A 12,826-nucleotide genomic window follows, 5' to 3' on the forward strand; every position below is an offset into this window, starting at 1 on the left:
CCGTCGGCCACCCGCACGGACCGGCGTTCGGTGGCCTTGATGGGCTACTGGCGACTCGGCCGCGTCGACCCCGCCTGAGTCGGTGGTTGCCACGAGCCGGTGCTCTCGCGTCGGATCAGCCGGAACGGCGTCTGGACGGTGAGCGGCGCGTCGACCTCCCTGCCCTCGATCCGCGCCACGAGTCGACGCACCGCGAGTCGGCCGATCTCCGCCTTGTCCGGCGCGATGGTGGTGAGGGTGGGACTGCTGAAGCGCCCCTCCTCGATGTCGTCGATGCCGACCACCGCGACGTCCTGCGGCACCCGGCGACCGGCCTCGGTCAACGCCCGCAGCGCGCCGATGGCGACCAGGTCGTTGTAGCCGAACACCGCGTCCGGCGGCTCGGCGAGGGCGAGCAGGTCGCGCATGGCCCTCCTGCCGTCCAGCCGGCTGAACTCGTCGGTGCGGGCGACGAGCTGCGGGCGCAGCGGCAGGCCCGCCGCGGCCAGGGCCTCGGTGTAACCGCGCATGCGCAGGTGCGCCGACTGCCGGTCGGCGCCGGGAGCCGCGCCGATGAACGCGATCCGACGTCGTCCGATCGACACCAGGTGCTGGATCGCGGCGTGACCCGCCGCGACGTTGTCGATGGCGATGTGGTCGTGCGGGACGTCGTAGACACCCTCACCGATGAGCACCAGCGGGCTGTCGGCGGTCCGGGACAACACGTCGTCCCGGTCGATCCGCACCGGGCTGAAGATCAGTCCGTCGATGATGCGCCGCTGGGACCCGTCCAGGAGCAGCAGCTCCGCCTCCCGGTCGGCGGCGGTGTTCTCCATCACGAGCGTGTAGCCGAGCCCGGCGGCCTCCCGGATGGCGATCTCGGCGAGCTCGGCGAAGTACGGGTTGTTCAGTTCCGGGATGGCCAGGGCGATCAGGCCGGTACGCCCGCGGCGCAGGTGCCGGGCGCTGAGATTCGGGCTGTAGCCGAGCTCGTCGATCGCCCGCTGCACCCGCTGCCGGGTGTGCTCCCCCACCGGCCGGTACCCGTTGACCACGTTGGAGACGGTGGACAGGGAGACGCCGGCCCGTTCGGCGATGGCCTTCAGGTTGAAGCTCATCCCCCGCCCCTCCCGGGTGCCACCGACAGGTGGCGAGCGGTGCCGGTCACCGGAGCCGCCGCACACGACTGAGATAGGTCTGCGTCACGACGACCACCACCAGGAACGCTCCACTGACCACCGACTGGATCGAGGACGTGAGGTTACCGATCTGGTTGATCACGTTCTGGATGACCCCCAGCAGCAGAACGCCGCAGAGCGTACCGCTGACGCTGCCGGCGCCGCCGATCAGCAGGGTGCCGCCGATCACGACCGCCGCGATGGCGTCGAGCTCGAGGCCGACACCGAGGATGGTCACCCCGGAGCCGAGCCGTGCGGCGTTGAGGACGCCGGCGAGACCGGCCAGCAACCCACTCAGCAGGTAGGTGAGGATCTTGACCCGGGCGACCGGCAGTCCCATCAGCGCCGCCGCCTCGGCGTTGCCACCGATCGCGAAGAGGGCCTGCCCGTAGCGGCTGCGTTGCAGCAGGATCGCACCGAGCACGGCGAGCAGCAGGGCGACGAACACCGGGTATCCGATGCCGAGAGCCGTGCCGCGCCCGACGTCGAGCAGCGCCGAGTCGCGCGGCACGAGGTACGTCCGGGCGCCCTCGTCGGTCACCGCGAGCAGCAGACCGCGCGCCCCGAGCAGGCTGGCCAGGGTGACGATGAACGGCTCCAGCCCGGTGCGGGCGATCACCAGTCCGTTGACCAGGCCGATCCCACCGCAGACCGCCAGCGGTAACGCGATGGCGGCCAGCGGGCCCCACTGGGCCGCCCAGGCGGCGAGTACGCCACCGAGGGCGAAGACCGAACCGACCGACAGGTCGATCCCACCACTGATGATCACGAAGGTCATGCCGAGGGCCACGATGATCAACGTGGAGGACTGGATGGCGACGCCGGCGAGATTGTCCCGGCTGCCGAAGGAGGGAAACAGCACGGTCGACGCCAGACACGCGAGCAGCAGCACCGCCAGCGCGCCGTGACGCTGGGCCAGCGTGGCGACCCGTTCGCCGGTGGCGATTCGGGAGCGGGGGCGTTGCTGGGCGTCCGGCGTGATCAGTTGGGTGGTGGCGTCGGTGCTGTCGATCATCGGGTCCTCCGCTGCCGGGCGAGGTAGACGGCGAGCAGGATGATGACGGCCTGCGCCATCTGCGCCGTGGAGTCGGGCAGGTCATGCTTGATCATGGTTGCCCGCAGCAGTTGCATGAGCAGCGCGCCGGCCACGGTGCCGAGAATGCGGATCCGGCCGCCGGCGAGTGGTGTCCCCCCGACGACGACCGCCGTGATGGCCGACAGTTCGATGAGGTTGCCGATCGCCGACGGGTCGCTGGCGGTGAGCCGGGCGGTCGCCAGCACGCCGGCGAGCGCGGCGAACAGGCCACAGAGCACGTACGTCACCAGGAGGATGCGCCGCACCGGCAGGCCGGCGAGGTGGGCCGCGGCACGGTTGCCGCCGACGGCCACCAGTTGCCGACCGTATGTGGTGCGGTGCACGACCGCGCCCACGACGACCGCGAGGACGATCGCGACCAGCGCCACGACGGGTACGCCGAGCCACTCCCCACTGCCCAGCGCGAGCAGGTCGCCATTGCGGATCTGCTTGAGCTGGCCGTCGGCGACGACCAGCGCGATGCCGCGCCCCGCGACCAGCAGGGCAAGGGTCGCGACGATCGGTTGCAGGCCCACCACGGCGACGAGAGTGCCGTTGGCCAGGCCCGCGACCGCGCCGACGAGCAGCGCCATGCCGACTGCCGGCCACAGCCCGAAGCCGAGGTAGAGCGGTAGCACCGCGGCGGCGAGCGCCATCACCGAACCGACCGACAGGTCGATGCCCTCGCTGCCGATCACCAGGGCCATGCCGAGCGCGACGATCAGCACCGGGGCGACCTGCACGAGCTGCGTCCGCAGGTTGGCGACCTGGAGGAAGTTGTCGGTGAACGCCGCGTTGAACAGCAGCAGGACGAGGACGGCGGCGTAGACACCGTAGTCCTGGACGTAGCGGGTCAGTGCCGGCCGGTCGACGGTGCCGCGCAGCGCCGGCTCAACGGTTGTCATGCCGGTCCTCCTTGTCGGCGGCCAGCCGGGCCATGATGGCGTGCTCCGACACGTCGTCGCCGGTCAGCTCCCCGGCCACCGCGCCGGCCCGCAGCACCACCACCCGGTCGGCGCCCTCCACCAGCTCCTCCAGGTCGGAGGAGATGAGCACCACGGCGAGCCCTTCACGGGCCAGCTCCACGATGAGCCGCTGCACCTCGGCCTTCGCTCCGACGTCGATGCCCCGGGTCGGCTCGTCGAGCAGCAGCAGCCGGGGGTTGAGGCAGAGCCACCGTGCCAGCAGCACCTTCTGCTGGTTGCCGCCGGACAGCTCACCGACCCGCTGTTCCGCGCTGGCGGCACGGATCCGCAGCCGCTTCATGAAGATGTCGACGATCCGGTCCTGCCGCGCCCTGCTGACCACGCCCGCGCGGGCCAGCCGGGGCATCGCGGCCAGCACGATGTTCTCCCGTACCGACAGGTCGGGGATGATCCCCTCGGCCTTGCGGTCCTCCGGCAGCAGCGCCACGCCAGCGCGCAGGGCGGCGGCCGGAGACAGCCGGCGCAGCCGTCGACCGTCCACGGTGACGGTTCCCGAGTCCAGAGGTAGCGCGCCGACGATCGCCTTCGCCGTCTCCGAGCGGCCCGAGCCGAGCAGACCACCGAGCCCCACCACCTCTCCGGGCGCCACGGTGAAGGAGACGTCGTCGAGCAGGTGCCGTTTGGTCAGCCCCTCGGCGCGCAGCACCGGGGGCGCCTCGATCGCCGCACGGTCGTCGGTGAACGCGGTCAACCCGTCGCGCCGCACCTGCACCAGGTCCCGACCGAGCATGTGCGAGACGAGCCGTAGCCGGTCCAGTCCGGCCAACGGACCGGTGTGCACGACCCGACCGTCGCGCAGGACGGTCACCCTGTCGCACAGCTCGTACAGCTCGTCGAGCCGGTGGCTGACGTACAGGATGGCGATCCCCTGGGCGCTGAGCCGCCGGACCAGTCGGAAGAGGGTCTGCACCTCGCGTGGTTCGAGTGACGAGGTCGGCTCATCCATGATCAGCACTTTGGCGTCGACCGCGACCGCGCGGGCCAGCGCCACCATCTGCTGGGCGGCCAGGCTCAACGACCGCAGCGGGCGGGTCACGTCGACGTCGATCCCGTAGCCGGCGAGGATCTCGTCGGCCTGACGGTTCATCCGCCCCAGGTCGATCAGGCCGTAGCGGCGTGGCTCCCGGCCGAGGAACAGGTTGCGGGCCACGCTCATCAACGGGATGAGGTTGACCTCCTGGTAGATGGTGGAGATGCCGGCCCGCTGCGCGTCGAGGGGCCGGGCGAAGGCGACCGGTTGGCCGAGGTGGTGGACGGTGCCACCGTCGGGCCGGTAGACACCGGTGACGACCTTGATGAGTGTCGACTTGCCGGCGCCGTTCTCACCGACGAGCGCGTGCACCTCACCCGCCGCCAGGGTCAGGTCGACCCGGTCCAGCGCGAGCACGCCGGGAAACCGCCTGGTCACCGCCCGCACCTCCAGCACGGGCCGCACCGCTGTGTCTGTCATGGGCAAACCCCTTGCGACGTACGACGGGACGGGGTGGGCGGGTCCGACGCGCGCCTCCCGACGCGCGGCGGACCCGCCGTGCGGGGGGATCAGTAGGCGCTACCGAGGGACTCTTTAGCGTTGGCCGGGTCGTACTCGCGGTCGGAGATGATGACGTTCTCGCTGATCGCAGTGCCGGCGTAGAAGTCCTGCGCGGTCTTGAAGGCCAGCGGCCCGAACCGCGGGTTGGACTCGACCACCGCGTTGATGGTGCCCTCGACGATTCCCTGGACGGCGTTGCGGGTGCCGTCGATCGAGACGATCTTGACGTCCTTGCCGGGGTTCTTGCCGGCGGACCGCAGTGCGGTCACCGCACCCAGGGCCATCTCGTCGTTCTCGGCGTAGACCGCGGTGATCTCCGGGTTGCTGGAGATGAGCTGTTCCATCACCGCCTGCCCCTTGTCCCGGGCGAACTCGCCGGTCTGCTGGGCCACGATCTCCAGACCCGGGCCGGCGGCCTTGACCTGGTCCACGAAACCGTTGGTGCGGTCGGTGGTCACGTTGTTGCCCGACGATCCGAGCAGGATCGCCACCTTGCCCTTACCGCCGGTCGCCTTGATCATCGCGTCGGCCGCGCGTTTGCCCTGCGACACGAAGTCCGAGCCGAGGAAGGCGAGGTAGTCCTTGCAGCTCGACGCGTTGATCTTACGGTCGATGGTGAGGACGGGAACCTTCTTGGCCGCCGCGGCCTGCAGCGCCGGCTCCAGGCCGTCGCTGTTGAGAGGGGCGACGATGAGGAACTGCGCACCCTGGGCCAGCATGTCCTGGATGTCGCTGATCTGCTTGGACAGTTGCGACTGCGCGTTGGTGACCAGCAGCTTCTTCACCCCGACCTTGGCGGCCTCGTCGCGGATGGACGCGGTCTCGGCGATCCGGAACGGGTTGGCCTCCTTCTCGGACTGGGAGAAGCCGACGACGGCATCCTTCAGGTCGAGCTTCGACGCGCCGTACTGGCTCAGCGTGCAGCCGGCGCCGGTCGGCGCTCCGGTGGCCACCACCTGCTCGCCCGCACTGCCGGCCGGCCCGGGCGTGCCGTCGCTCTCGCTCTTGGTGCACCCGGTCAGCAGCGCCGTCGCGGCGAGCAGCGCGAGCGGAACGTGTGCCAGGGCTCGACTTCTCGTGCTCATCTGATCACTCCTTCTGCGCGGTGGGTGGGCCAGCGGCAGCGCCGGGCGCGCGTGCACGCGGGCCCGGGAGCGGCCGTGGCCGTGGTGTGGCAACTGAGGAAAACCTGAGCAGGCATTGACAAACAAGGATTGACGGGACGTCCGTCGTGCCTCTATAACGTTATACGGGTGGTGATGGATGTCAATACGGTTGCCATTGCTCATCGATGGAAATCCCGCCGACATCCATTGGCGACGTCCGTCCCCCGCCGAACGGCCACCCGATGCCCACCGCCACCGCGCCTCGGGCCCAGCAGCACCGCCCGCGGCGACTCGTCCCCCCGGAGACGGCATGACACGTCAGGTCCCCATCCGCCCCGCACGTCCCCTGCTACTCATCCTCGCCCTGGTCGCCGGTGTCCTCGCCGGGCCGGCGCCGCAGGCACACGCCGCACCGGCCAAGACGCCACCACTGACCACGCCCTGGACCGGCCAGGCGTTGGCGGGCACTCCGCTGCCGGAGTACCCGCGACCGCAGATGACCCGGCCAGACTGGCTCAACCTCAACGGCGAGTGGCAGCTACGGCAGTCGACCACCGACGATGCCCCCCAGTTCAACACCACCCTGCCCGAGCGGGTCAACGTGCCGTTCCCGGTGGAGAGCGCGCTCTCCGGCATCCAGCGGGCGGCGAACGACAACCGCAACTACCTGTTCTACCGGCGCACCGTGACCGTCCCGTCGAACTGGTCGGGCCGGCGGACGTTGTTGCACTTCGGCGCCGTCGACTGGCAGAGCACGGTCTGGGTCAACGGCGTCCAGGTCGGTGCGCACACCGGCGGGTACGACGCCTTCACCTTCGACGTGACCCCGCAGCTCAACGGCGGCACGAACGAGATCGTCGTCAAGGTCTGGGACCCCACCGACACGCGGCAGAACGGCAGCCTGCCGGCCATCGGCAAGCAGACCAAGCAGCCCGGCGGCATCTTCTACACGCCCAGCTCGGGCATCTGGCAGACGGTCTGGCTGGAGCCGGTGCCCACCGCGTCGATCAGCAGCGTGGACGTCTACCCGAACCTCGCCGACAACACCCTGCGGGTCCGGGTCTTCACCCGTGGCGACGTGAGCGGCCACAGCGTGCTCGCCGAGGCGTTGAACGGCGCCACCGTGGTCGGCTCGGCCACCGGCGGCTTCACCGACTTCAGCGTTCCGGTGCCCAACGCCCGCCGCTGGTCGCCCGACGACCCCTTCCTCTACAACCTGCGGGTCACCCTCCGCAACGCCGGCGGGGCGACCGTCGACCGGACCACGCACTACTTCGGCATGCGCGAGATCACCACCGGCCTGGTGAACGGTGTGCTGCGCCCCAAGCTCAACGGTCAGTTCGTGTTCCAGGTCGGCACCCTCGACCAGGGCTTCTGGCCGGACGGGCTGTACACCGCGCCGACCGACGCCGCGCTCGCGTTCGACCTGCAGAAACACAAGGACCTCGGCTTCAACATGGTGCGCAAGCACATCAAGGTCGAACCGCAGCGCTGGTTCTACCACGCCGACCGACTCGGCCTGCTGGTCTGGCAGGACATCCCGTCGCTGACCGCGCAGGACATCAACGCCACCGACGCCCAGCAGGCGCAGTTCGAGGCCGAGGCGCGCGAGATCGTCGACGAGCACCGCAGCTCCCCCGCCGTCGTCGCGTACACCCCGTACAACGAGGGTTGGGGCGAGCGTGCCCTGGCCGACACCCGCCGGGTGGCCCAGAACATCAAGAACCAGGACCCGACCCGGCTGGTCAACCCGCACAGCGGCCACAACTGCTGCCAGTCCCTCGGTGACCCCGGCAACGGCGACATCGACGACTGGCACGCCTACCTCGGGCCGGACTCGCCCTCTCCGTCGGCCAGCCGCATCGCCGTGCTGGGTGAGTTCGGTGGCCTGGGCCTGCGCACCCCGGGCCACGAGTACAGCCCGACCGGCAACTTCTTCGCCTACGAGTGGCAACCCACCTCGGCCGCGCTCACCGACCGCTACGTCGGGCTGGTGCAGGGTGCGCAGAACCTGATGCTCGGCAAGGGTCTCAGCGCCTCGATCTACACCGAGATCGCCGACCAGGAGGGCGAGCTGAACGGGTTCCTCACGTACGACCGCCAGGTGGTCAAGATGGACCAGGCCCGGGTCCGCGCCGTCAACACCGCACTGATCAACGCCTCGAAGACGATCGGCAGCTCGGCGCCGGTCGCCCTGCCGGTGAACACCCGCCGGTCGTTGCAGGTCACCACGCCGGGCTACACCAACCGGTACCTGCGCCACCAGAACAGCCTGGCCTACACCGAGGTGGTCGACGCGGGCAGTTCCGCGCTGCTCAAGAACGACGCGACGTACACGATCCGGCCCGGCCTGGCCGACGGGAACTGCTACTCGTTCGAGTCGGTCAACTTCCCCGGCCAGTTCCTACGGCACCAGGCCTCGCGGGTCCGCAACTCGCCCAACGACGGCTCGGCGCTGCTGCGCGCCGACGCCACCTGGTGCGCCCGGGTCGGGCTGACCGGCGGCGCGGTGTCGCTGGAGTCGTACAACTTCCGGGGCAAGTACCTGCGGCACTACAACTCGGAGGTCTGGCTCAGCAACGGCACCGGCGGCGACGCCTGGAACACGCCGTCGCTCTGGGCCGCCGACAGCACCTGGAACATCGCCGCCCCCTGGGCGCCCTGACCGGTCGGTTCCCGGGGCCGGCCACCGTCGGCCGGCCCCGGGAACGCCACGGTCAACCCCTCAAACCGAGAATGTCGATGTCAGGAGGCTCCCATGGAGCGACGGACGCTGTTGCGCGGCGCGGTGGGTATCGCGGGCGGTTTCGCCCTCGCCGGACAGGCGGTGACGGCCGGCTGGGCCGGAGGGACCGGTACCCCGGTCACCCTGGTCGGCGACACCTCCAGCGGCGGGCACTACTTCCCCTATCCCGGCGGGCTGACCCGCACGCCCTTCCTCAAGCTCCCCAGCGGCAGTGTCCGTGCCGCCGGCTGGCTGGCCCAGCAGCTCGACCTGGACCGCACCGGCATCGCCGGATCGTACGACGAGGTGTCGCACTTCCTGGTCCGCGCCGACAGCGGCTGGATCAACCCGGCCCGGGGCGGCTGGGAGGAGGTGCCCTACTGGCTGCGCGGGCTGGCCGGCCTGGCCGGCGTCACCGGCGACGCCGGGCTGCGCGCGAAGCTGAAGCTCTGGGTGGACGGCATCGTGGCCACCCAGCAGGCCGACGGCTTCTTCGGGCCGGGCGCGCTGCGGACCTCGCTCGGCGGCGGCCCGGACTTCTGGCCGTACATGCCGATGATGCAGGCGTTGCGGACCTACCAGGAGTACAGCGGCGACACCCGGATCGTGCCGATGCTGACGCGCTTCCTGCGCTACCAGAGCACCTTCGGCGCCTCGGTCTTCAACCAGTCCTGGGGGCGGGTGCGCTGGGCCACCAATCTGGACAGCGTCTACTGGTTGTTCGCCCGGACCGGTGAGGGTTTCCTGCTGAGCCTCGCCGACAGGATCCACCAGTACGGCGCCAACTACGTGGACAACATCCCCAGCTACCACAACGTCGACTTCGCGCAGGGCTTCACCGAGCCGGCCCTGATCGCGCTGCGGGGTAACGCGGCCCTGACCGGTGCCAGCTACCGCACGTACGCCACCATCCAGGGCACCTGGGGGCAGTTCGCCGGCGGCGGCTTCGCCGGTGACGAGAACGTCCGCGCCGACCAGCGCGATCCCCGCCAGGGCTTCGAGACCTGCGGGATCGTCGAGTACCTGCAGAGCTTCGAGACGATGACCCGGCTCACCGGCGACCCGACCTGGGCCGACGGCTGCGAGACCCTAGCCTTCAACTCGCTGCCCGCGGCGGTCGAACCGACCGGCCACCGCAGCCTGCACTACATCGTCAGCGCCAACTCGGTCCAGCTCGACAACCGGCCCAAGACCCAGGGCCAGTTCCAGAACGGGTTCGCCATGCAGGCGTTCCTGCAGGGTGTCGACCAGTACCGGTGCTGCCCGCACAACTACGGGCAGGGCTGGCCGTACCTGACCGACAACCTGTGGGTGGCCACCGCCGACCGAGGGCTCGCCGCGGCCATCTACGCGCCCTGCACGGTCACCGCCACCGTGGGCTCCCCCGGCACCACGGTGACGCTGACCGAGCAGACGAGTTATCCGTTCGGAGACACCGTGACGATCCGGGTCGGCACACCCGCGGCGGTGTCCTTCCCGCTCTACCTGCGAATCCCGGGCTGGTGCCCGAACCCGTCGGTCACCGTGAACGGCGCGACGGTGACCGCCGTCGCCGGCCCCGCGTACGTGCCGGTGAACCGCACCTGGCGCGACGGCGACACGGTCACCGTCACCCTGCCCGCGACCCCGCGGACCACCACCTGGCCCGGTAACGGACGGTCCGTGTCGGTGAGCAACGGGCCGCTGACGTACTCACTGCGGATCGGGCAGAACTTCCTGCGTCGCAACGAGGAGACCTCTAGCTGGCCGGAGTGGTCGGTGCTGCCGACCTCGTCGTGGAACTACGGGCTGTTGCCCGGCACCCTGCAGGTGCAGGCGACCGGGGCCAGCGGCAACCCGTTCACCCTCGACGGCACCCCGTTGACGCTGACCGCGCAGGGCCGGGCCATCCCGAACTGGCAGGCCGACGGCGAGAACGTGGTGACTCCGCTGCAACCGAGCCCGGTCGCCTCCGCCGAGCCGACCGAGACGCTGCGACTGGTGCCGATGGGTGCGGCATCGCTGCGGATCACCTCCTTTCCCACCCTCGGCGGCGACCGGGACTGGCAGTTGCCGGCCACGCCCACGGCGTCGCACTGCTTCTCCGGCGACACCGTCACCGCGCTGAACAGCGGATACGACCCGACCAGCTCGTACGACACCTCGCGCGCGCGGTTCACCTGGTGGGACCACGTCGGCACGGCGGAGTGGGCGCAGTACCGGTTCGCGGCGCCGGTGCGGGCCACCTCGGCCAGCGTCTACTGGTTCGACGACACCGGGCACGGTTCCTGCCGTACGCCAGCGAGCTGGCGGCTGGAGTACCTCACCGACGCCGGCGCCTGGCAGGCCGTCGCCCAGCCCAGCGGGTACGGCACCGGCACCAACGCTTACCAGACGGCGCGTTTCACGCCGGTGACCACGACGGCCCTGCGGGTGGTGGTCCAGCTGCGGCCCGGCTTCTCCGGCGGCATCCTGCAGTGGCGGGTCGGCGCCACCGCCGCCCCGGTCACCCCCGGTTCCTGGTACCGGCTCCAGAACCGGCACGCCGGCAAGGTGCTGGCGGTCAGTGGCATGTCCACCGCCGACAGCGCGAACGTGGTGCAGTTCGCCGACAACGGCACCGCCGACCACAACTGGCGGCTCGACCTGACCGCGAACAACTGGTACACGATCGTCAACCAGCACAGCGGGTTGCTGCTCGCGGTGCAGAACATGTCCCAGGCCAACAGCGCGCTCGTGCAGCAGTACCGCGACAACGGCTCGGCCGACCACTACTGGCAGCTGCTCGGCGACGGGGACGGCTGGTACCGGATCCGCAACCGCAACAGCGGCCTGGTGCTGGGCGTGAGCGGCATGTCCAGCGCGGACAGCGCCCAGGTCGTCCAGTACGAGGACAACGGCACCGCCGACCACCAGTGGCGGCTGCTGCGGTGAGCGGCCACCTGCCCGCCCGACCACGACGGCCGGGCGGGCGGGATGGGCCTTACCGGTCAGCCCAGACGCCACTGCTGGTTGCCACCGAGGGGGTTGCCGCAGTCCCAGATCTGGATCCGGGTTCCGTTGGCCGTACCGCGCTCCACCGCGTCCAGGCACTTGCCGGAGTTGGGGTTGACGACCGATCCGTCGCCGTTGACGACCCACTGCTGCGCGCCGTTGTTCAGGCAGGTCCAGAGCCGTACCTCGGTGCCGTTGCCGGTCCGGCCGCCGGCCACGTCCAGGCACTTGCCGGAGTCCACGCTGACGAACGTGTTGCCCACCCGACGCCACTGCTGGTTGCCGTTGTTCGGGAAGCAGTCGTAGAGCTGGACCGGCGTGCCGTCGTTCCTACCCCAGCCGGCCACGTCGACGCACCGGTTGGCGGCCACCCCGCGGAGCACCGAGACACCACCGCCGCCTCCGCCACCACCGGCGGCGTCGCCGTTGACATTGAAGTCGAACTGGTTCACCGCGAGGCCCGTGCCGCCGATCCACGGCTCGAAGCCGGCCTGCACGCTGGTCATGAACCAGGCGGTGTCGATCTTTCCGCGGCCGACCGAGTCGTTGACGAACGACTTCAGGCCGAAGTTGGCGAAGGTGTTGGTGGGCGTGGTCCGGACGTAGGAGATGACGTTCCACCCGATGTTGCCGAACCAGACGTCCCAGGTGCCGCCCTCGAGACTGACGGTGGCGATCCGGCTGCCGATGGGCTGCGGGCGGCCCCGGTGGTTGGTCCAGATCATCAGCTCGGCGCCGTAGTTCTGCCCGGCCGGGTTCGGATTCGGGTCGAACCACAGGTCGAACGCCGCGTCCCACTCGCCGGAGTTGGGGGTGGTGAGGTTGAAGGTGGCGCGCGGGTTGTTGAGCGCGCTGACCCGGGCCGGCAGGCCACTGTTCACGGTGCACGCGCCGTAGTGGCAGCCGGCATAGATCGACGGGTACGACGCGGGCGGCCCGTTGGTGGCGTTGTTGTGGTCGGCCCGGGTCACCGTGAAGCCGGCGTTGGACACGTCGATGCACTGGGTGGTGCTGGCGCCCCAGCGGTTGTTCTGCACGGTGTACCGACCCCCCTGCACGGAGGCGGTGCCGTACTGGTCACAGATCACGGGTGCCGCGCTGGCCGGTGTCGCGGCGACGGCCAGCAGACCGGCGGCGGCGCAGGTGACCAGCGCGGCCAGGGTCGCGAGTGGACGTAATCGCCAGGTCATGGACGTAACTCCTCGGGGGACGGGTGGGAGCGCTTCCATGACCAGGATGGGATCCGCTCACCGCGTTATCCAGCCTTTTCGCA

8 protein-coding genes are annotated in these 12,826 nt (G+C 70.3%); 2 read left to right on the plus strand and 6 right to left on the minus strand.

Annotated features, from left to right (window positions below; translation table 11 throughout):
• Positions 1-44: 44 nt before the first annotated feature.
• The 5 genes from ACLJN9_RS18580 to ACLJN9_RS18600 all read right to left on the minus strand — a co-directional run bounded on the left by ACLJN9_RS18580 (position 45) and on the right by ACLJN9_RS18600 (position 5,834).
• Positions 45-1,097: a LacI family DNA-binding transcriptional regulator gene (locus ACLJN9_RS18580; protein ID WP_410812684.1), complete on the minus strand. Its 1,053-nt coding sequence runs from the start codon at positions 1,095-1,097 to the stop codon at positions 45-47.
• Positions 1,098-1,143: 46 nt separating this feature from the next.
• Positions 1,144-2,172, minus strand: a complete 1,029-nt coding sequence (locus ACLJN9_RS18585; protein ID WP_410812685.1) for an ABC transporter permease — start codon at positions 2,170-2,172, stop codon at positions 1,144-1,146.
• Complete coding sequence (locus ACLJN9_RS18590) at positions 2,169-3,137, minus strand: ABC transporter permease (RefSeq protein ID WP_410812686.1); 969 nt, start codon at positions 3,135-3,137, stop codon at positions 2,169-2,171. The genes ACLJN9_RS18585 and ACLJN9_RS18590 overlap by 4 nt, the downstream gene beginning before the upstream one ends.
• The gene (locus ACLJN9_RS18595) at positions 3,124-4,668 is read right to left on the minus strand and encodes a sugar ABC transporter ATP-binding protein (RefSeq protein WP_410812687.1); all 1,545 of its coding nucleotides are present in this window, start codon (positions 4,666-4,668) and stop codon (positions 3,124-3,126) included. Before ACLJN9_RS18595 ends, ACLJN9_RS18590 begins: the two co-directional genes overlap by 14 nt.
• A gap of 89 nt (positions 4,669-4,757) precedes the next feature.
• The gene (locus ACLJN9_RS18600; RefSeq protein ID WP_410812688.1) at positions 4,758-5,834 is read right to left on the minus strand and encodes an ABC transporter substrate-binding protein; all 1,077 of its coding nucleotides are present in this window, start codon (positions 5,832-5,834) and stop codon (positions 4,758-4,760) included.
• A 331-nt stretch (positions 5,835-6,165) separates the two neighbouring features.
• On the opposite strand from ACLJN9_RS18600, the gene ACLJN9_RS18605 reads away from it, so the two are divergent.
• Positions 6,166-8,520 carry an AbfB domain-containing protein gene (locus tag ACLJN9_RS18605; RefSeq protein WP_410812689.1) on the plus strand — a complete coding sequence of 785 codons (2,355 nt, stop codon included), beginning with the start codon at positions 6,166-6,168 and terminating at the stop codon, positions 8,518-8,520.
• Between the two features lie 93 nt (positions 8,521-8,613).
• Positions 8,614-11,493 (plus strand): beta-L-arabinofuranosidase domain-containing protein, encoded by a 2,880-nt coding sequence (locus tag ACLJN9_RS18610; RefSeq protein WP_410812690.1) that lies wholly within the window; start codon positions 8,614-8,616, stop codon positions 11,491-11,493.
• 56 nt (positions 11,494-11,549) lie between these two features.
• On the opposite strand, the gene ACLJN9_RS18615 is transcribed toward ACLJN9_RS18610, so the two are convergent.
• Positions 11,550-12,743, minus strand: coding sequence for a GH12 family glycosyl hydrolase domain-containing protein (locus ACLJN9_RS18615; RefSeq protein ID WP_410812691.1), 1,194 nt, complete (start codon positions 12,741-12,743; stop codon positions 11,550-11,552).
• Between the last annotated feature and the right edge of the window lie 83 nt (positions 12,744-12,826).

The organism is Micromonospora sp. 067-2 (genome assembly GCF_046549295.1).
Taxonomy (GTDB): Bacteria; Actinomycetota; Actinomycetes; order Mycobacteriales; family Micromonosporaceae; genus Micromonospora.

Excerpts from the sequence above, each read along its gene's own strand:
- ACLJN9_RS18595 (WP_410812687.1), bottom strand. The coding sequence starts at position 4,668 with ATGACAGACACAGCGGTGCGGCCCGTGCTGGAGGTGCGGGCGGTGACC.
- ACLJN9_RS18580 (WP_410812684.1), bottom strand. The coding sequence starts at position 1,097 with ATGAGCTTCAACCTGAAGGCCATCGCCGAACGGGCCGGCGTCTCCCTG.
- ACLJN9_RS18585 (WP_410812685.1), bottom strand. The coding sequence starts at position 2,172 with ATGATCGACAGCACCGACGCCACCACCCAACTGATCACGCCGGACGCC.
- ACLJN9_RS18610 (WP_410812690.1), top strand. The coding sequence starts at position 8,614 with ATGGAGCGACGGACGCTGTTGCGCGGCGCGGTGGGTATCGCGGGCGGT.
- ACLJN9_RS18590 (WP_410812686.1), bottom strand. The coding sequence starts at position 3,137 with ATGACAACCGTTGAGCCGGCGCTGCGCGGCACCGTCGACCGGCCGGCA.
- ACLJN9_RS18615 (WP_410812691.1), bottom strand. The coding sequence starts at position 12,743 with ATGACCTGGCGATTACGTCCACTCGCGACCCTGGCCGCGCTGGTCACC.
- ACLJN9_RS18605 (WP_410812689.1), top strand. The coding sequence starts at position 6,166 with ATGACACGTCAGGTCCCCATCCGCCCCGCACGTCCCCTGCTACTCATC.
- ACLJN9_RS18600 (WP_410812688.1), bottom strand. The coding sequence starts at position 5,834 with ATGAGCACGAGAAGTCGAGCCCTGGCACACGTTCCGCTCGCGCTGCTC.